The sequence below is a fragment of the Methylobacterium sp. GC_Met_2 genome (genome assembly GCF_026540795.1).
Classification (GTDB): Bacteria; Pseudomonadota; Alphaproteobacteria; order Rhizobiales; family Beijerinckiaceae; genus Methylobacterium.
In genome coordinates, this window is record NZ_JALNUM010000019.1 from 36,642 (window position 1) to 55,034 (window position 18,393).

Genomic DNA, 18,393 nt, shown 5'->3' on the forward strand with positions numbered 1-18,393 from the left:
GGCGCCAAGAAGGGGCACACCAATGGGCGCCTACATCCTGCGACGGCTCCTGATCGCGATCCCGAGCCTGCTCGGCATCAGCCTGATCCTGTTCACCGTCCTGGCGCTCGCGCCGGGCGACCCGTTCGGCGAACTCGCCAGCAACCCGAACGTGCCCCCGGAGGTGCGGGCGGCCCTGCGGGTGAAGTTCGGCCTCGATGACCCGATCTTCACCCGCTACCTGCACTGGCTCACCGCCATGCTGCACGGCGACTGGGGCTTCTCGTTCGCCAGCCGGGTCAACGTCGATGCGCTGATCCTGCAGCGGCTGCCGACGACCCTGTTCATCGTCGGCTCCTCCCAGGTGCTGGCGCTGCTGATCGCGGTGCCGGTCGGTCTCTACGCCGCGCGCCGGCCCTACTCGCTGGCCGATCAGGTCGCCAACACCTTGGCCTTCGTGGGCTTCTCGCTGCCGACCTTCTTCACCGGCCTGCTGTTCATCCTGCTGTTCTCGATCAAGCTCGGCTGGCTGCCCTTCGTCTACCAGGCCGACCTGCCGGGCTCCGGCCTCCCCTGGATGTGGGCCAACATCCGGCAGGCGATCATGCCGGTGGCGGTGTTGGGCTTCTTCCAGGCCGCCTCCTACACCCGGTACGTGCGCGCCTCGGCGCTGAACGTCGCCCGGCTCGACTACGTCACCACGGCCCGCGCCAAGGGCCTCTCCGAGGGCACGGTGACCCGCCGGCACATCGCCCGCAACGCCCTGATCCCGGTGGTGACGCTGGTCGCCCTCCAGATCCCGGCGGTGTTCGGCGGCGCCATCGTCACCGAGCAGATCTTCCGGATCCCCGGCATCGGCTCGCTGCTGATCGACGCGATGCTGGCCAACGACACGCCGGTGGTGATGGCGGTGACCTTCGTGTTCGCCGGCCTCGTCATCCTGTTCAACCTCGTCGCGGACCTGCTCTATGGCTGGCTCGACCCTCGCATCGCCCTCCGATGAGGCGATGGCCCCTGCCCGCGTGCCGGCCTCGCCGGGGCGGGAGACGTGGCGGCGCTTCCGGCGGCACCGGCTGGCGCTGGCGAGCGTCGGCGTGCTGGCCGTACTGGTCGCCGGCGTGGTGTTCGGCGGCCTGCTCTGGCCGGTCGCCATCGACGACATCGATTTCGCCGCCCAGCTCCAGGGCCCGTCCTGGGACCATCCGTTCGGCACCGACGATCTCGGCCAGGATCTCTTGTCCCGGATGATCCATGGCGGCCGGATCTCCCTCGCCGTGGGCTTCGCCGCCATGGCGGTGGCGAGCCTGATCGGGGTGCTGGTCGGGGCGCTGGCCGGCATGTCGCGCCGCCTCCTCGACCCCCTGCTGATGTGGCTGACCGACCTGTTCCTGTCGCTGCCGCAACTGCCGCTGCTGCTGCTGGTGATCTACCTGTTCCGCGACAGCCTGAAGGCCGTGTTCGGCACGCAGGGCGGCGTGTTCCTGATGATCGTCGCGGTGATCGGGGGCCTGCGCTGGATGCCGGTCGCCCGGCTGGTGCGGGCGCAGTTCCTGACGCTCCGGGAGAAGGAGTTCGTGGAGGCGGCCCGTTCGCAGGGGGCGACCACCGGGCACCTCGTGCGCCGCCACATCCTGCCGAACGCGCTGGGGCCGGTGATCGTGGCCGCCTCGATCGAGGTCTCGGCGGCGATCATCGCGGAATCGACGCTCTCGTTCCTGGGGCTCGGTTTCCCGCCCGACATCCCGACTTGGGGGCGGCTGCTGTTCGACGCCAAGGACCACTTGGACGTCGCGCCCCACTGGGCGCTGTTCCCGGGGGGCGCGATTTTTTTGACCGTGCTGTCGATCAACTTCATCGGCGACGGCCTGCGCGATGCGCTCGATCCGCGGCGGGTTCTGTGACCGGACCGTCTGAACGGCAGGCGCTGTTCCCCTCTCCGGCGGGGGCTACGGTATGCACACATCGCGCGCTGCGCCGACGAAAGCACCAGCAAACCCCTCGCCCCGCTTGCGGGGAGAGGGCTCCGGCGACCTTGTCGTCGCCGGAGCGAGGCGGCAGCCGAAGGTGAGGGGGCTTGAACGGAGGAGTCTCTTCCGGAATCACCGCCGCTCCGGCTTCGCCTCTCGCTTCCCGCACGGACGACGAGGTCCGTGCGGGCCTCTCCCCGCAAGCGGGGAGAGGGGGGCGTCGCGACCTTCAAGACCCGATGCGTGAACATCGCAGGCTCGCGGCGTGAGAGGGCGCGCGCTCTACACCGAGCAGCACCCGCTTTCTCCAGCCTCAGCCCACCTGCCGCAGATGGCCGCCGCGCGCGGCCGGCACCGCCTGCATGGCGCGGATGAAGGCCGCGATCCGCGGGGCGATCACCGTGCGGTAGCGCGAGCCGTTGAACACCCCGTAATGCCCCACCCCGGCCTGGAGGTGATAGGCCTTGCGCGCATCGGGCAGGTTCGGCGTCAGGTCGAGCGCCGCCTTGGTCTGGCCGACGCCGGAGATGTCGTCGTTCTCGCCCTCGACCGCCAGGATCGCGCAGCGGCGGATCGCCCCGAGATCGACCGGAACGCCCCGGTGCTGCATCTCACCCTTCGGCAAGGCGTGGTTCACGAACACGGTCTGCACCGTCTGGAGGTAGTACTCGGCGGTGAGGTCCATCACCGCGAGGTACTCGTCGTAGAAGTCCCGGTGCTTCTCGGCCGAGTCGCCGTCGCCGCCCACCAGATGGTCGAACATGTCCGAATGGGCGGTGACGTGCCGGTCGAGGTTCATCGCCATGAAGCCGGAGAGCTGCAGGAAGCCCGGATAGACCCGGCGCCACGCCCCCGGGTAGATCGGCGGCACGAGGCTGATCGTGTTCTGCTCGAACCACTTCTGGCCGCGCTCCTGCGCGAGGCAGTTCACCGCGGTGGGCGAGCGGCGCGTGTCGATCGGGCCGCCCATCAGGGTCATGGAACTCGGCACGGCGGGCTCGTCGGCCGCCTCCATCAGCGCCACCGCGGCCAAGACCGGCACCGCCGGCTGGCACACCGCCATGACGTGCAGATCCGGCCCCAGGAATGCGAAGATCTCCTGGAGGGTGTCGATGTAGTCGTCGAGGTCGAAGCGGCCGGCCAGCAGCGGCACCATCCGGGCGTCGGTCCAGTCGGTGATGAACACCCGGTGGTTCGGCAGCATCGCCTCCACGGTGCCGCGCAGCAGCGTGGCGTAATGGCCCGACATCGGCGCGACGATCAGGAGCTTCGGCTGCGCCTCGGTGGGCGGCGTCGGGAAGGCGCGGTCGAAGGCGATCAGGCGGCAGAACGGCCGCTCCCACACCACCCGCTCGCTGACCGGCACCGCTTGCCCGTCGACCATCGTCTCGGTGAAGCCGAAGGCCGGCTTGCCGTATTGGCGGGTGACGCGCTCGAACATCTCGCAGCCCGCGCTGACCGCCCGCGCGTAGGGCCCGTAGGCCAGCGGATTGCCGGGAATCTGGAGGCCGTAGCGCGTGAGATCGGCGGCGACCCGGGCCGGCGTCATCAGGGCGCGGGCGCCCTCGTACATCGAATAGGCCAGGAGCATCGTTACCTCACGGTCTGCCGCCGGCCTTCGGTGTTGCGGGCCAACCGGCACCGAACGCCCCCCGACCGGAATTGGCAGGATAATGTTCCACCCTGAACGATAATGGAACATCCCCAGATGGGGACGATTTCCCCTGTGACGATGGCGCCTGTGACGATTCGGCCCGGATGAGTTGCCCCGGATGACTTGCCCCGGAAGACTTGCCCCGGAAGACTTGCCCCGGAAAATTTGCCGGCCTCCCGCATCCGCGACATCGCCGGACTTGAACGTCGCCGGCTGTCGCGAAACTTTCGTACCGGCTCAGTCCGCCCGACGCCCCACCGAAGCAGTGCATGCCCGATTCCGATCTGAACGGCCTCGTCCGCGACGCGCGACACCTGCGGCTCGACACCTTCGTCCGCCTGCGCTGGCTCGCCATCACCGGCCAGAGCGCCGCCGTGGTCGGGGCGCAGTTCGGCCTCGGTCTGCCGCTGCCCTTCGGCTGGTGCTTCCTGGTGATCGCCACCTCGTCCTGGCTGAACCTCGCGCTGCGCATCCGCTTCCCCGCGAGCTACCGGCTCAGCGACGATTCCGCGGCCCTGCTGCTCGCGTTCGACATCGTGCAGCTCGCCGCCCTGCTGTTCCTGACGGGCGGGCTGCAGAACCCGTTCTCGCTGCTGTTCCTCGCCCCCGTGCTGATCTCGGCGACCGCCTTGCCGCCGGAGCGGACGCTGGCGCTGGGCCTGCTGGCCGTGGGGCTCGCGACCCTGCTGGCCCTGGTCCACCGGCCGCTCCCCTGGTTCGCGGACGGGCGGATCGAATTGCCGTTCCTGTACGTCTCGGGCGTCTGGACCGCGATCCTGCTCGGCACCGCGTTCACGGGCGTCTACGCGTGGCGGGTGGCGGAGGAGACGCGGCTCCTCGCCCAGGCGCTGGCCGCCACCGAGCTCGTGCTCGCCCGGGAGCAGCACCTGTCCCAGCTCGACGGGCTGGCAGCCGCGGCCGCCCACGAGTTGGGCACCCCCCTCGGCACCATCATGCTGGTCACCAAGGAGCTGATCCGCCAGCTCGGCCCCACCGCCTCGCCCGCGGTGGCGGAGGATCTGAACCTGCTGCGCGAGCAGGTCGACCGCTGCCGCGGCATCCTGGGCAAGCTCACCTCGCTCGACGGCGACGGCGCCGGCGCCGGCTTCCTGGAGACGGTCACGTTCAGCCACCTCGTCGAGGAGCTGGTGGCTCCGCAGCGGGCGCTCGGCACCGCGCTCGACATCACGAGCCTCGGGGACGGGCCGGAGCCGGCCTGCCGCCGCAACCCGGGGGTGATGTTCGGCCTCGCCAATATCCTCGACAACGCCGCGGACTTCGCCGAGGCGCGGGTGTCCGTGGAGGGGCGCTGGAGCCAGGAGCGGGTCTGGCTCGAGATCCGGGACGACGGTCCGGGCTTCTCCAGCGAGGTTCTGCTGCGGGCCGGCGAGCCCTACGTCACCACCCGCAGTCAGGACCGGCCGCAATCGGGCGGGACCGTCGGGGCGGGGCTGGGGCTCGGGCTGTTCATCGCCAAGACCCTGATCGAGCGCTCAGGCGCCCAGCTCGTGCTGATGAACGTGCCCACGCCGGAGGCCCACGGGGCAGTGGTGCGCGTGTCCTGGGCCCGCCACATCTTCGAGCGCGGGGCAGCGCCGCGTCATTCGCCGGAACTCAATATCCAACACCCCCTGCCCCCGCGCGATGTCGTCCCTATATAAGGGACAGACCAAGAACCGACGATGAAAACCTGAAAGGAACGCCCGATGCTTACGCAGCCCGGGACCGCGGCGGCGACCGACGCTGCCGTGCTCAGCGACGCCGATCCACTGGCCGCCTTCTCCGACCGCAGCCTGCTGATCGTCGATGACGACAAGCCCTTCCAGACCCGTCTCGCCCGCGCCATGGAGAGCCGTGGGTATCACGTGCAGGTGGCCGACAGCGTCGCGGACGGCGTCTCGGCCGTGGAAGCCCGGGCCCCGGCCTTCGCGGTGATCGACATGCGCCTCGGCGACGGCAACGGCCTCGACGTGATCGCCCGTCTGAAGGAGCGCCGCCCGGAAGCACGCGGCGTGATCCTGACCGGCTACGGCAACATCGCAACCGCGGTCACCGCGGTAAAGCTCGGCGCCTTCGACTATCTCGCCAAGCCCGCCGATGCCGACGAGATCCACGGCACGCTGATGGCCCAGCCGGGTGAGCGGGCCGATCCGCCCGAGAACCCGATGTCGGCCGACCGGGTCCGGTGGGAGCACATCCAGCGGGTCTACGAGCTGTGCGGCCGCAATGTCAGCGAGACGGCCCGGCGCCTGAACATGCACCGGCGGACGCTGCAGCGGATCCTGGCGAAGCGCGCGCCGCGCTAACAGCGGTGCGCTTGGTTGCATCGGCGGCCCTGCCGGGCTAGCTGCGCGGGTCTCGGACGGTTTTCGTCCAGGACCCGTCCTATTTTCAGGGGTCGATCGCGTGAACGGGCGCAACGCCATCACCATCGTGAGCATGATGGTCCTCGTCGGCACCGAGGTGTTCGCTGTCGCCATCGCGGCCGGCTGGGCGCTGGCGGGCCTGTTCGATCTCGGGGACCGGGTCGGCCATGTCCTGATGGGTCTGTTCAGCCTGTTCGCGGCCTGGATCATGCTGCAGCTCTGGCGGCGGGCGATCAGCATCGAGCCGCTGCGCGCGGGCACCGCCGCGCCCCGTCGATAACGCGACCCGCGTTCGACAGGCCGGCGGCCTTCCTGCTACAGAGAACTGCGGCAGCCTGTGAAACGTTGCCGCAGGTGAGACCCTCGTCCCGGCGACGCGCGAGACCCGAAAATCCATGAAAGCCCGTATTATCGTCACCCTGAAGACCGGCGTGCTGGACCCGCAGGGCAAGGCGATCGAGGCCGCGCTCAAGTCGCTGGCGATCCAGGGGGTCGAGGGCGTGCGGCAGGGCAAGGTGTTCGACATCGAGGTGGCGGCCACCGACGCTGCCGCCGCCGAGGCGACGCTGCGCACCGCCTGCGAGAAGCTCCTGGCCAACACGGTGGTCGAGAACTACGCGATCGAGATCCTCTGATGCACGCCGCGGTCATCGTCTTCCCCGGCTCGAACCGCGAGAGCGATGTCGTCCGGGCGTTGCGCCGGTCGGGCGCGCGGGTGAGCCTCGTCTGGCACGCGGACCACGACCTGCCGGCCGGCACCGATCTCGCCGTCCTGCCGGGCGGCTTCTCGTACGGCGACTATCTGCGCTGCGGGGCGATCGCCGGACGGGCCGCCGCCATGGATGCGGTGCGGGCGCATGTGGGTCGGGGCGGCCTCGTGCTCGGCATCTGCAACGGCTTCCAGATCCTGTGCGAATCCGGCCTGCTGCCGGGCGTGCTGATGCGCAACGTGAACCGGCGCTTCATCTGCCACCGGCAGACGCTCCGGGTCGAGCGCACCGATACCCGCTTCACCAGTGCCTACCGGCAGGGTCAGGTCATCGACGTCTGCGTCGCCCACGGCGAGGGCAACTATTTCGCCGATCCCGAGACCCTGGCGCGGATCGAGGCCGAGGGTCGGGTGGCCTTCCGGTACTGCGACGCGGCGGGGACCGTCACCGTCGAGGCCAACCGCAACGGCTCGCTCAACGCGATCGCGGGCGTCCTCTCGGAGAACCGGACTGTGCTCGGCATGATGCCGCACCCGGAAAACTTCGTCGAGGATCTGATCGGCGGCACCGACGGGCGCGGGCTGTTCGACAGTCTGGCGGCATGATCGCTCGCGGAGACTGGTATTTACTATGTGTTAAGGTTCTTAACTGATAAACAGGCATCCAGTTTTCTGGATGTGGAGTTGGACCTTCTCGTCCGCTCTGTTTGATGCCTCCCTGAAGACTCCTCCAAGCCGCTCCCTCCGGGGCGGCTTTTTTCTGTGCGGATGGCGTGCGGGCGATCATCATACGCGGGCCCCCTCCCCCCGCAGAGGGGGGAGGGAGGGCGCGTGGCACGTTGGGATTGCCAAGCCTATCGACGGCACACTGAGCCCAGACCTGATGTGTGAATCCCAAAGGCCCTCTGTGGGGGAGAGTGGAACGCGGCGCCGGCTCTTTCTCAAGAGCGCGCCGCGCTGCCTCTCATCTCAATAAAGCCCACCCGCCTGCGCGGCCCGATCGGGATCCGCCGGCACCGCCGCCGCGGGGGCCGGCGCCTGGCTGCCGCCGGACGGGGCCACGTAGGAATCCGGCGGCGCCGTGCCGGGCTTGAACGCCTCCAGGATCGTCCCCGCCCCCTCGCTCGAGCCGGCGCGGGTGCCGCTGGCGAGGTTGATGCGGATCAGCTTGATGCCCGGTGGCACGCGGAACGGGGTCGGCGGCTTGTCCTTGAGGGCGGTCTTGAGGAATTCCAGGGCGATCGGCGCGGCCAGCCCGCCGCCGGTGGCGCGGTCGCCGAGCGAGCGGGGCTTGTCGAAGCCGAGATAGATGCCCACCGCCAGATCCGGCGAGAAGCCCACGAACCACGCGTCCTTGGCGTCGTTGGTGGTGCCGGTCTTGCCGGCGAGCGGCTTGCCGATCTGCTTCAGCAGGGTCGCGGTGCCGCGCTGGACCACGCCCTCCATGATCGAGACCATCTGGTAGGCGGTCAGCGGGTCGAGCACCTGCTCGGAATCGTCCACCAGCTTCGGCTCGTCCTGGCCCGACCACTTCTCGGCGTCGCAGCCGATGCACTTGCGGTTGTCGTGACGGTAGATCGTCTCGCCGATGCGGTCCTGGATCCGGTCGATCAGGGTCGGCCGGATGCGCCGGCCGCCATTGGCCAGCATCGAGTAGGCGGTGACCATGCGCATCACCGTGGTCTCGCCCGCGCCCAGCGACATCGGCAGCACCGGCAGCATGTCGTCATAGACGCCGAACCGGCGGGCATACTCGGCGATGAGCGGCATGCCGACATCCTTGGCGAGCCGCACCGTCATCAGGTTCTTCGAGTGCTCGATCCCGTAGCGCAGGGTGTGCGGGCCGCCGGACTTGCCGTCGTAGTTCGAAGGCGTCCAGGCCTCCTGGCCGGGGCCGCCCTCGATGGTGATCGGCGAATCCTGCACGATCGAGGCGGGGGTGTAGCCGTTGTCCAGAGCCGCCGAGTAGACGATCGGCTTGAACGAGGAGCCGGGCTGGCGCATCGCCTGGGTGGCGCGGTTGAACTCGGATTCGTCGTACGAGAAGCCGCCGACCATCGCGTGGACGCGGCCGGTATTCGGGTCCATGGCCACGATGGCGCCGGAGACCTCGGGCTTCTGGCGCAGGCGGAACTGGCCCTTCCCGCCCTCGATCGCCTCGACATAGACCATGTCGCCGGCCTGGAGATTGGCACGGCCGGCCCAGCGCATCCCGTCCGGGGTGATCACGCCGGTCTCGCGGTCCTTGCCGACCTGGCCCGACGCCTCGCGCTTGGGCTGGAGGCCGACCTGCACGCCGCCGCCGCCGTTGCCCAGCACCACGGCGAGCCGCCAGGGCGCCACGTCGCCGAGCGCCGGCACCTCGGCCGCCGCCATGCCCCAGTCCCGCCCGGTCAGGTCGACCCGGGTGACGGCACCGCGCCAGCCATGGGCCTGATCGTAGCGCACGAGGCCGTCGACCAGGGCCTTGCGGGCCCAGGCCTGCATCTTCGGATCCAGCGTCGAGCGCACCGAGAGGCCACCCTCGTAGAGCTTCTTCTCGCCGTAGCGCTCGGAGATCTCGCGACGGACCTCCTCGGTGAAGTAGTTGGCGTTGGCGGCGTTCGGGAAGGCGACGCGCGGGTTGACGCCGAGCGGCATCTTCTTGGCGGCGTCCGCCTCGTCCTTGGTGATGTAGTTGTTCTCCGCCATCAGGCGGATGATCTCGTTGCGGCGGTCGAGCGCCGCCTGGGTCTTGCGGTAGGGGTGGTAGTTGTTGGGCCCCTTCGGCAGGGCGGCGAGGTAGGCCGCCTCGTTGATGGTCAATTCGTGGACCGACTTGCCGAAATAGTCGAGCGCCGCCGCGGCAACCCCGTGCAGGTTGCGGCCCGGGACGATCGTGCCCAGGAAGATCTCGTTGAGGTAGAGTTCGAGGATCTTGTCCTTGGAGTAGGCCGACTCGATCCGGAGGGCCAGCAGCGCCTCCTTGACCTTACGGTCGTAGGTCTGCTCGGAGGACAGCAGGAAGTTCTTGGCGACCTGCTGGGTGATGGTCGAGGCGCCCTGGCGCTTGCCCGACTTGGCGTTGGTCAGGAAGGCGCGCACGATCCCCTCGGGGTCGATGCCGCCGTGCTTGTAGAAGTTCTTGTCCTCGGCCGACAGGAAAGCCGCGACCACGATCTTCGGCATCGCCTGGATCGGCAGGTAGAGCCGGCGCTCGCGGGCATATTCGGCCAGCAGCGAGCCGTCGGCCGCGTGGATGCGGGTCATCACCGGCGGCTCGTAATTCGCGAGCGCGGCGTGGTCGGGCAGGTCCTGGCTGTACTTCCAGTAGAAGTAACCGCCCGCCGCCGCGCCGATCACGAACAGCACCGCGGCGGCGCTGAACAGGATCCCGAAGAAACGAAGGATCAGACGCATCCGGTGTTCCGCTCGTCGCTGGCCCGGCCGCATGCCGGAATCGGCTCACCCGGCGCGCAGCTCCGCTCACGATGCGGTCGGCCCCCGGATGGTCACCTGAGGCCCCCTCGGATTGCCGGTTGCGACGGCTGCGAGCGGGCGTTCGGACAGCCCGTATCGACACTTACTCTATGGTAAAACTGGGGCGACGGCGGCCGAGCGACGCGTCATCACCGGCCGCCCCAGGCTGGCACGATTGGTGAAGAACATGTCGATCGCCTTGGCCATCGAGCCGGTGACCCCGGCGCGCCACTCCGGCGATTGCAGCATCTCCAGGTCGCGCTTGCTCGACAGGTAGCCCAGTTCCACCAGCACGCTCGGCACATCGGGGGAGCGCAGCACCACGAACCGCGCCTCCCGGTGAGGCTTGGAACTCATCTCCATCACCGGACCGAGCTGGCCCATCAAGGTCCGGGCGAAGCCCGACGAGAAGCCGCGCGTCTCCCGCAGGGTGAGTTCCTGAAGGATGTCGGCGATGTCCGGCGGCGCCTCGGCGGACTCGGCGCCCGCGGCGGCGTCGGCCCGGTTTTCGCGCTCGGCGAGCTTGGCGGATTCGAGATCGGTCGCCTTCTCGGCGTTGGTGTAGATCGTCGCGCCGCGCACCTGCGGGGCCGCCGAGATCGAATCGGCGTGGATCGACACGAACAGGTCGGCCCTGGCCTCGCGGGCGAGGCGGACGCGGTCGGCCAGCGGCACGAACACGTCCCGGTCGCGCGTCATCCGGACCCGGTAGCGGCCTCCTGCCTCCAGCTTCTCGACGAGCGCCTGGGCGAAGCCGAACACGATGTCCTTCTCGAACACGCCGCCCACCGCGATGGCGCCGGGATCGGTGCCGCCATGGCCGGCATCGACCATGATCAGCGGGCGCTGGTCGGTGGGTTCGGGCGCTGCGGCCCGGGCCTGCGCGGGGGCGGGATCGGCCGCGGCGGCCGCCTTGCGGAAGGCGTCGCGGTCGGCGCGCTGCAGCGGGATCGTGAGCAGCACGGCGCCGTCCTTGGCCCGGGTTGCGGTCTCGATCTTGCCCACGGTGGCGGGGCTCGCGAGGTCGATCACGATGCGCGAGCGTCCGGGGGCGAACAGGCCGTAGCGGAAGGATTGCACGAGGCCGTCCCGGCGGCTGCCGGTGCCCGATTCGAGCTGGAAGTTGACCTCGGGCAGGTCGATCACCGCCCGGTCGGGCCGCTCCATCACGAAGCCGCGGGCCTCCACGGCCCGGGACAGGGTCAGGGTGAGGCGGGTCGTGCCGCCCTGGCTGGCGAGATCGGCCCCGATGGCGATGGCGGGCTTGTCACCGTTCTGCGCGGCCGCGGGCGGACCCGCCAGCGCCGGAATGAGCGCGAGGGCGAGGCAGAAGCAGGCGGATCGGATCAGACGTGCGCAGTTCGGCATTGGTGCGGTTTGGTTTCCCGTACCCTCCGATACGGCATGGGACCGGCTTGGTTAACGGAGCGTTGTCGCACCCGGTTCGATCCGGCCATCCGTTTTGCGCGGGGGCGACACGTCCGGCCTCAACGGAACGCGACGACGCGGCTCGCCTTGCCCATCACCGTGACCCAGCAGGTCAGGGAGGCGTCGGCGGCGCGCTGGGCCTCGCCGACCTGGAGACGGATCAGATCGGCCGGCGTACGGACATCCGAGAGAGCCCGGAAATGCTCCAGGGCGGCCGTGCCCTCGCCCTGCATGTAGCGGGCGATGGTCGAGCCGATCTCGATCATGTCGATCCGGTCCGGTGCGAACGCGAACCGGTTCAGCGGCGCGGGCTCCGCGGCGTGCAGCATCGCGGCGGGGACGAGATCCGGCGGCGGGGCGGCGGCGAACGCCGTCTCCGGCTCCGCGCGGTCGGGCGCATGACGATCATCGTGGGAGTCCTGATCGGCCTCTTCGTCGCGATCCGCCTCGGGGGGATTCACGGCGTGGGCAACGCTGTCAGGGATCTCGGTTTCGGGCGCGAGGCGGGGTTCGACCCGCGCTGCCTGCGCCACCAACTCGGCCGGGGTGATGGGGTCTATCGCCGGAGCTGACGCCAAGACCGGCGCGTCATCCGCGAACCCGGCGCGTGACAGGGCCACGACGGACACATCCGACTCGTCTACCGAGGCCTCGGACAAGGACGCGAGCGGAGCAGGCATCCCCGTATTCAGGGGCGGCTTCGGCTGCCAGTTGGAAAGGCCCACTCGTGGCCGACGCGGCTTTCCCATCGCGCGATCTCCTCCTGTCCGCTCCCGACCCGCAGAAGCGACGGTCGGCCTGTCGGCGCCGTCCGGGGTCGAACCCGGGACGCTCGGGCGTCGAATCGTTGAATCCGGCCGGCCCGAAGCGGCCGCCCGGATCTTTTGGAACACCCCCGATCCATGCGGGCCGGCAGGTAGACCCGTCCTTAGAGCCGTGCCCGATCGCATTGCACACCGCCCACGACACTTGTCAGCCGCCTGGGTCGGCAAGCGCAACCTGCCCCCTCTCCCGTGCGGGAGAGGGGACCCGCGCCCTATTCGGCAACGGTGGCGTCACTGTCGTGTACCGATCGCATTGCAATCGGGCACGGCTCTAAACCCTTATTTTAACGCGCTCTCTCTTGCGCCGAACCGGCGTCCACTTCGGCGGAGAGCGCTCTAGCGGGCGACGTTCTGGACCAGGGCGCCGTAATCCTTGGCTTGAGCCTGGAACGCCGCGAACTGGCTCCGGACGAACTCGGACTGGAGCTCGAAGGCCTCGCGCAGGTCCTTCGTGCGCGCAAGCTTCTGCGCGAAGTCGAAGGTCGCGTTGGCATTGGCCTGGGCGTGGTCGAAGCCCTTCGCGAGGGCCGCGCTGACGGTCGACTGGAAGGTCTGGCCCGAGACCTGGGCCTGCTCGGTGACCTTGACGGCATTGGCCATCAGGGTGCCGACGGCGTTGCGGGCCTGGTCGACGCTCTTCTCGGCGAAGTCGCGCATCTCGGTCGGCATCTCGAAATTCGGGGTCTGCATCTGTGTCTCCAGAACGATCATTGGAGCGGGACGCCAGCTGCGTCCGCCGTGACGCGCCTCTATATGTTGCACTGCAACAAGAAGTCAAGTGCATAATGCGGAGCTGGATACACCCTCGGGAGGATCGATAAAATGCCGAATCCAGGATCTCAGAAGGTTTTTCTCCGGACCCGGGCCGATACACCAGACCATCGGCAAAGCTTTGCCGTTTATAGAGGCTACCTGGATTGGCGATTTGGAGCGCGCATCCGTTTACAAGAAATCGTCCTGTTGTCCAGAGGGTCGGAACGGGTCGTGTATCCTGAATACATATTGCGGTGTGATGGACCTCACGGGCGTTCCAGCAGAGCCGGCAAAGGGCGATGCTGCACCGCACCCGTATCGCGTGCGAGCTGGCCGTACAGCGTCCGGAGTGCGGCCGCATGGGTCGCCAGCGTCATCGGCGCAGCGCGGGCTTCGGCATAGGCCCGCGCGCCGAGGCCTCCGGCGCAGGCATCGTCCCGCAGAGCCGTGAAGGCGGCCGTCAGGGCCCCGACCGCCGGGGCGACCACGAAGCCGGTCTGCCCGTGGCGGACCTTCTCGGCGGCCCCGGACCGGTCGGAGGCGACCACCGGGATTCCGGCGGCCAGCGCCTCGTAGACCGTGAGCGGCCCGGTCTCGTACCAGCGTGACGGCGCGGCGAGCGCCCGGGCCCGGCGGCGCAGGATCTCCCAGACCGCGGCGGGGCTCTGCCAGCCGATGATCTCCACGCCGTCCCGGGCGCACAGTTCGGCCTCCAGGGGCCCGGCGCCGATGAACAGGGCCGGCAGGCCCGCCGCACGGGCGGCCTCGGCGACCAGATCGGCGCCCTTTTCGCGGGTCAGGCGCCCGACATACGCAATCGCATCGCCGCGGTGGGGCTCGGCCGGCGGTCCCTCGGCGACCCGGACCGGGTTGTCGATCCGGTGGTGGGTGAGGGCGTCGGCGCCGAGAAGGTCGCCCATCCGCCGCCGGCTGGCGTCGCTGACATGGACCACGTGGAGCGGCAGCCCCCGCATCGCCTGCCGCAGCGCCACGGTCCGGGCGACGCGCACCAGCTTGTGGGCGCGGCTGCGCGCATCGCAGGGCGCCGCGATGCAGGCGGCCGACAGGGGCTTGAGTCCGCAGGGCTCAGCCCGGTCGAAGCGGTAATAGACCCCGTTCGGGCAGGCCAGGGCGTAGTCGTGCAGGGTGACGATGACGGGCACGCCCGCCCCCGACAGGACCGGGAAGATCGCCGGCGACAGGGCGCGGGTCCATTGGTGCAGGTGGATGCAGTCCGGCCGCTCCGGTAGCGCGGCGAGCGCCGCGGCGAGGCTGCGCGCCGCCGCCGCGTGCCAGATCCCGGCCGCCGCGGCCTTCGCGCCGCCGAGCGACCAGATGTCCGGCAAGCCGAGCACCACCCGCCGGATGTTTGCGTGATCGAGCAACGGGTCGGCCGCGCCCGCAACCGCCTGGAGGTAGGTGACCGAGACGCCGGCCTCCGCGAGCCCCCGGGCCGATTCCAGCGCGACCTTCTCGGCCCCGCCGCTGGCGGACGCGAACTCGGCCAGGATCACGACGTGCATGCAAACGGCCCCGGTCTCGACAGCCGGGATCATGGCGAAAACCAGTTTACGGGGGATCAACCGCGGGTCGTTACAACGCTCAATCCGGAATTAGAGCGTCGGAAACCCGACCATGCACGTCGTCCTCGTCGCAGACCACGCCTCGATCAATGGCGGACAGGCCAAGGTGGCGATCGAATCCGCCCTGGGGCTCGCCGCCCGCGGGGTCCGGGTGAGCCTGTTCGCCGCCGTCGGCCCGGTGGATCCGCGGCTCGCACCCGCCGGCATCCGCGTCGTCTGCCTGGAGCAGGACGATATCGCGACGACGCGCAACAAGCTGGCGTTTGCCGCACAGGCGATCTGGAACGGCACGGCGCGCCGGGCGCTCGCGCGGGAACTCGCCGCCTGCGACCCGCGCGACACCGTGGTCCATGTCCACGCCTTCGCCAAGGCGCTCTCGCCGTCGATCGGCCCGGCGCTCCGGGCCTCGGGGCTGCCCTGCCTGTACACGATGCACGAGTTCTTCCTGGTCTGCCCGACCGGCGGCTTCTACGCCTATCCGGAGCAGAAGATCTGCCACCGCACGCCGATGTCGGCCTCCTGCATCGTGGCGAATTGCGACGCGCGCAGCTACCCGCGCAAGGTCGCCCGGATGGTCCGCCATGTCGGGCTCGCGCAGGTGGCCCGGCTGCCGGAGCTGTTTTCCCACGTCATCACGATCAGCGACCTGCAGGAGCGGGTCGTGCGGCCGCTGATGCCCCCGGGAACCGCATTCCACCGGGTCGACAACCCGATCGCCGTGACGCAGGCGCCGCTGCGGGATGGGCCGCCGGGCGATGTCCTGTTCGTCGGGCGGATCTCCACCGAGAAGGGCGCGCCGATCTTCGCCGAGGCGGCCCGGCGGGCGGGGGCGCGGGCGGTCTTCGTCGGCGACGGGCCCGAGCGGGCCGCGCTCGCTGCACGCTATCCCGAGGCCGTCATGCTGGGCTGGCGCGATGCCGCCGGCGTGCAGGCCCTGATGCGGCAGGCCCGGGCGCTGGTCTTCCCGAGCGTCTGGTACGAGGGCCAGCCGCTGACCGTCTACGAGGCGCTGGCCTGCGGCGCGCCGGTGATCGTCAGCGATGCCTGCGCGGGCCGGGAGGCGGTGGTCGACGGCGAGACCGGGTTCTGGTTCCGCTCGGGCGACCCGGAATCGCTGGCGACGCATCTGCGCAGCCTGTCGGACGATGGGCTCGCCACCCGGATGGGCCGGGCCGCCTACGCGCGCTACTGGGCGGCGCCGCTCAGCCTCGACGCCCATCTCGACCGTCTGGCGCGGGTCTACGAGACCGTGATGCGCGGCGCCGATGCCCGTGATCCGGTCGCCGCCGCGGCGGCCGAGCGGTCGATCCCGGCGACGTGAGCGAACGGGGGCCGGATTGCCGCGCGGTGCCCGAAAGATCGGAAACACCCGCCGCCGCCCGCGTTGATGCGCACCGGCACCTTGCGTGCCCCCGTCACGGACGAGCGACCACCATGGCCGACGAGCAGAAGCAGAACGAGACCAAGCCGGGCTTCCAGCAGGGCAGCGCCAAGCCGGGCGACAACGCGCATCCCGACAACAAGCAGGAGAAGCTCAACGAGCGCCTGGACGACGCCCTGGAGGAAACCTTCCCGTCGAGCGACCCGGTCTCGGTGAAGATCACCAAGTAGATTTGGGTTTCCAAAGGGCCTGGGGCCCTTTGGCGGGGTGTCGGGGCAGAGCCCCGACGATGCCGGGCGGCCGCGTAGCCGCCCGGTCCCTCACGCGGCTTCGAGCAGCCGGCGGGCGATCACCTGGGCCTGGATCTCGGCCGCACCCTCGAAGATCGAGAGAATGCGCGCGTCGCACAGGATCCGGCTGACCGCGTATTCCAGCGCGAAGCCGTTGCCGCCGTGGATCTGCAGGGCGTTGTCGGCCGCCGCCCAGGCGACGCGGGCGCCGAGCAGCTTGGCCATCCCGGCCTCGAGATCGCAGCGCTTGCCCTCGTCCTTCTCGCGGGCCGAGAAGTAGGTGAGCTGGCGGGCGATGTTGATCTCCACCGCCATCATGGCGAGCTTGTCGGCCACCCGCGGGAAGCTGACCAGCGGCTTGCCGAACTGCACCCGCTCCTCGGCATAGCGCAGGCCGACATCGAGGGCCGACTGGGCGACGCCGACGGCGCGCGCCGCGGTCTGGATGCGGGCCGACTCGAAGGTCTGCATCAGCTGGGCAAAACCCTTGCCCTCAACCTCGCCGAGCAGGTTCGCGGCCGGGACCTCGAAGCCCTCGAAGGCCAGCTCGTATTCCTTCATGCCGCGGTAGCCGAGCACCTCGATCTCGCCACCCGACAGGCCCTCGACCGGGAACGGATCCGCGTCGGTGCCGCGGGGCTTCTCGGCGATCAGCATGGAGAGGCCCTTGTGGCCCTTCTCCTCGGGCTTGGTGCGCACCAGCACCGTCATGATGTCGGCCCGGACCGGATGGGTGATCCAGGTCTTGTTGCCGCTGATCTTCCAGGTGTCGCCGTCCTTGACGGCCCGGGTACGCAGCGAGGCCAGATCCGAACCCGTGTTCGGCTCGGTGAAGACGGCAGTCGGCAAAATATCGCCCGAGGCGATTTTCGGCAGGAAGCGCTGCTTCTGCTCCTCGGTGCCGCCGCACAGGATCAGCTCGGCGGCGATCTCCGAGCGGGTGCCGAGCGAGCCGACGCCGATATAGGCCCGGGACAGCTCCTCCGAGACCACGCACATGGCGGTCTTGGGCAGGCCCATGCCGCCGTATTCCTCGGGGATCGTCAGGCCGAAGACGCCGAGCTCGGCCATCTTGGTCACGATCTCCATCGGGATGTAGGCGTTCTTCAGGTGCCACTCATGCGCCTGATCGACCACCTCGGCCTTGCCGAAGCGGCGCATCTCGGAGCGGATCGCCTCCATGTCCTCGTCGAGGCCCGAGGCGCCGACGGTCGCCGCGCCGCTGCCGTCGCGCATCTGGGCGACCAGGGCGGCACGGTTCTCGAGGGTATTGCCCTCGGCGATCAGGGTCTCGACCGCATCGGTGCGGTACTGCGCCACCTCCTTGGCGGTGAGGCCGAGCGAGCCGATCGGGCGGACCATCTCGCCCTGGCTCATCGGGATGCCGGAGAACAGCTGATCGAGATACTCGCCCGCGCCGATCCGCACGAGGAGCGACTCGGTCTCGCCGAACCGGCCCTCGGCCTGCAGGCGCTCGGCGTAGCTGCCGAGTTCGCGGACTGCCTCCGCGTAGGTGGCGAGCCACGCGAGGCCGTGGGCGGCGTGCTGCTGGCCTTCGAGCTTGGCCGCGTCGATCCGCCCATCCGTCCCGAGGATCCGCGTGCGGACCCGGCGGGTGGCCTCGGCGGCCAGCGCCTTGGCGCTCTCGCCGGCGGCTTTGGTGAGGGCCACGAGATCCTGCGGCTCGGTCTGGATGGCGGGGGATGCGGACATGGTTTTTTTGCTCGCGTGGCGTTTCTCTGGATCGTGTCTTTTAACCTGTCTGCGGCGCAAGCCGAAGCAGATTTCGTTTGTCGCGTCTTGAACTGAAGTTGAAGAGCGGGGGACTTCGAACACAATCCGGCCGATGCGGGCGGCCTGATCGTGTCAGGCTTTACGCAACGATCCTTGGAAACCGGACGGCGTCAGACCCGGGCTTCTCCCTCCCCCCTCTGCGGGGGGCTAAGCAGGTTTCGCAAAAGTGGCCACCGGTTTTGTGACAAAAACCTGTGACATAACAA

At 69.6% G+C, this 18,393-nt stretch carries 16 protein-coding genes; 9 read left to right on the forward strand and 7 right to left on the reverse strand.

Annotated features, from left to right (window positions below; genetic code table 11):
- Positions 1–22: 22 nt before the first annotated feature.
- Both OXS49_RS09590 and OXS49_RS09595 read left to right on the forward strand, forming a co-directional pair.
- Positions 23–982 carry an ABC transporter permease gene (locus OXS49_RS09590; protein ID WP_267423767.1) on the forward strand — a complete coding sequence of 320 codons (960 nt, stop codon included), beginning with the start codon at positions 23–25 and terminating at the stop codon, positions 980–982.
- A complete protein-coding gene (locus OXS49_RS09595; RefSeq protein WP_267423768.1) occupies positions 948–1,880 on the forward strand; it encodes an ABC transporter permease in 933 nt (310 codons plus the stop codon). Before OXS49_RS09590 ends, OXS49_RS09595 begins: the two co-directional genes overlap by 35 nt.
- Positions 1,881–2,259: 379 nt before the next feature.
- Here the strand turns inward: OXS49_RS09595 and phaZ are convergent, their stop codons facing one another.
- On the reverse strand, positions 2,260–3,537 hold the full coding sequence (phaZ, locus tag OXS49_RS09600; RefSeq protein WP_276081630.1) for a polyhydroxyalkanoate depolymerase: 1,278 nt from the start codon (positions 3,535–3,537) through the stop codon (positions 2,260–2,262).
- Positions 3,538–3,869: 332 nt separating this feature from the next.
- On the opposite strand from phaZ, the gene OXS49_RS09605 reads away from it, so the two are divergent.
- The 5 genes from OXS49_RS09605 to purQ all read left to right on the forward strand — a co-directional run bounded on the left by OXS49_RS09605 (position 3,870) and on the right by purQ (position 7,281).
- Positions 3,870–5,261 (forward strand): ActS/PrrB/RegB family redox-sensitive histidine kinase, encoded by a 1,392-nt coding sequence (locus OXS49_RS09605; protein WP_244007276.1) that lies wholly within the window; start codon positions 3,870–3,872, stop codon positions 5,259–5,261.
- A gap of 45 nt (positions 5,262–5,306) precedes the next feature.
- Positions 5,307–5,906 (forward strand): ActR/PrrA/RegA family redox response regulator transcription factor, encoded by a 600-nt coding sequence (locus OXS49_RS09610; protein WP_243917671.1) that lies wholly within the window; start codon positions 5,307–5,309, stop codon positions 5,904–5,906.
- 100 nt (positions 5,907–6,006) lie between these two features.
- Positions 6,007–6,246: a hypothetical protein gene (locus tag OXS49_RS09615; RefSeq protein ID WP_244007278.1), complete on the forward strand. Its 240-nt coding sequence runs from the start codon at positions 6,007–6,009 to the stop codon at positions 6,244–6,246.
- A gap of 115 nt (positions 6,247–6,361) precedes the next feature.
- Entirely contained in the window at positions 6,362–6,601 is a 240-nt protein-coding gene (purS, locus tag OXS49_RS09620) for a phosphoribosylformylglycinamidine synthase subunit PurS (RefSeq protein ID WP_244007280.1), read from the forward strand.
- Positions 6,601–7,281, forward strand: a complete 681-nt coding sequence (gene purQ, locus OXS49_RS09625) for a phosphoribosylformylglycinamidine synthase subunit PurQ (RefSeq protein ID WP_267423769.1) — start codon at positions 6,601–6,603, stop codon at positions 7,279–7,281. The genes purS and purQ overlap by 1 nt, the downstream gene beginning before the upstream one ends.
- 363 nt (positions 7,282–7,644) lie before the next feature.
- Here the strand turns inward: purQ and OXS49_RS09630 are convergent, their stop codons facing one another.
- From OXS49_RS09630 to OXS49_RS09650, 5 genes are all read right to left on the reverse strand, one after another.
- Positions 7,645–10,074, reverse strand: a complete 2,430-nt coding sequence (locus OXS49_RS09630) for a penicillin-binding protein 1A (protein WP_244007284.1) — start codon at positions 10,072–10,074, stop codon at positions 7,645–7,647.
- Positions 10,075–10,242: 168 nt separating this feature from the next.
- Entirely contained in the window at positions 10,243–11,502 is a 1,260-nt protein-coding gene (locus OXS49_RS09635; protein WP_244007286.1) for an N-acetylmuramoyl-L-alanine amidase, read from the reverse strand.
- A 119-nt stretch (positions 11,503–11,621) separates the two neighbouring features.
- Positions 11,622–12,182 carry a hypothetical protein gene (locus tag OXS49_RS09640; RefSeq protein ID WP_267423770.1) on the reverse strand — a complete coding sequence of 187 codons (561 nt, stop codon included), beginning with the start codon at positions 12,180–12,182 and terminating at the stop codon, positions 11,622–11,624.
- 540 nt (positions 12,183–12,722) lie between these two features.
- Complete coding sequence (locus OXS49_RS09645) at positions 12,723–13,076, reverse strand: phasin (RefSeq protein ID WP_243917650.1); 354 nt, start codon at positions 13,074–13,076, stop codon at positions 12,723–12,725.
- Between the two features lie 329 nt (positions 13,077–13,405).
- A complete protein-coding gene (locus tag OXS49_RS09650; protein WP_267423779.1) occupies positions 13,406–14,662 on the reverse strand; it encodes a glycosyltransferase in 1,257 nt (418 codons plus the stop codon).
- 112 nt (positions 14,663–14,774) lie between these two features.
- Between OXS49_RS09650 and OXS49_RS09655 the strand changes: the two genes are divergently transcribed.
- Positions 14,775–16,043 carry a glycosyltransferase family 4 protein gene (locus OXS49_RS09655; protein WP_267423771.1) on the forward strand — a complete coding sequence of 423 codons (1,269 nt, stop codon included), beginning with the start codon at positions 14,775–14,777 and terminating at the stop codon, positions 16,041–16,043.
- Positions 16,044–16,156: 113 nt separating this feature from the next.
- Positions 16,157–16,333, forward strand: coding sequence for a hypothetical protein (locus OXS49_RS09660; RefSeq protein WP_244007293.1), 177 nt, complete (start codon positions 16,157–16,159; stop codon positions 16,331–16,333).
- Between the two features lie 90 nt (positions 16,334–16,423).
- On the opposite strand, the gene OXS49_RS09665 is transcribed toward OXS49_RS09660, so the two are convergent.
- Entirely contained in the window at positions 16,424–18,106 is a 1,683-nt protein-coding gene (locus OXS49_RS09665) for an acyl-CoA dehydrogenase family protein (RefSeq protein ID WP_267423772.1), read from the reverse strand.
- Positions 18,107–18,393 lie beyond the last annotated feature (287 nt).

Coding starts and splice junctions, on each gene's coding strand:
- OXS49_RS09660 (WP_244007293.1), top strand. CDS start 16,157: ATGGCCGACGAGCAGAAGCAGAACGAGACCAAGCCGGGCTTCCAGCAG.
- OXS49_RS09655 (WP_267423771.1), top strand. CDS start 14,775: ATGCACGTCGTCCTCGTCGCAGACCACGCCTCGATCAATGGCGGACAG.
- OXS49_RS09590 (WP_267423767.1), top strand. CDS start 23: ATGGGCGCCTACATCCTGCGACGGCTCCTGATCGCGATCCCGAGCCTG.
- OXS49_RS09605 (WP_244007276.1), top strand. CDS start 3,870: ATGCCCGATTCCGATCTGAACGGCCTCGTCCGCGACGCGCGACACCTG.
- OXS49_RS09610 (WP_243917671.1), top strand. CDS start 5,307: ATGCTTACGCAGCCCGGGACCGCGGCGGCGACCGACGCTGCCGTGCTC.
- OXS49_RS09630 (WP_244007284.1), bottom strand. CDS start 10,074: ATGCGTCTGATCCTTCGTTTCTTCGGGATCCTGTTCAGCGCCGCCGCG.
- OXS49_RS09665 (WP_267423772.1), bottom strand. CDS start 18,106: ATGTCCGCATCCCCCGCCATCCAGACCGAGCCGCAGGATCTCGTGGCC.
- purQ (WP_267423769.1), top strand. CDS start 6,601: ATGCACGCCGCGGTCATCGTCTTCCCCGGCTCGAACCGCGAGAGCGAT.
- OXS49_RS09635 (WP_244007286.1), bottom strand. CDS start 11,502: ATGCCGAACTGCGCACGTCTGATCCGATCCGCCTGCTTCTGCCTCGCC.
- phaZ (WP_276081630.1), bottom strand. CDS start 3,537: ATGCTCCTGGCCTATTCGATGTACGAGGGCGCCCGCGCCCTGATGACG.
- OXS49_RS09595 (WP_267423768.1), top strand. CDS start 948: ATGGCTGGCTCGACCCTCGCATCGCCCTCCGATGAGGCGATGGCCCCT.
- OXS49_RS09645 (WP_243917650.1), bottom strand. CDS start 13,076: ATGCAGACCCCGAATTTCGAGATGCCGACCGAGATGCGCGACTTCGCC.
- purS (WP_244007280.1), top strand. CDS start 6,362: ATGAAAGCCCGTATTATCGTCACCCTGAAGACCGGCGTGCTGGACCCG.
- OXS49_RS09650 (WP_267423779.1), bottom strand. CDS start 14,662: ATGCACGTCGTGATCCTGGCCGAGTTCGCGTCCGCCAGCGGCGGGGCC.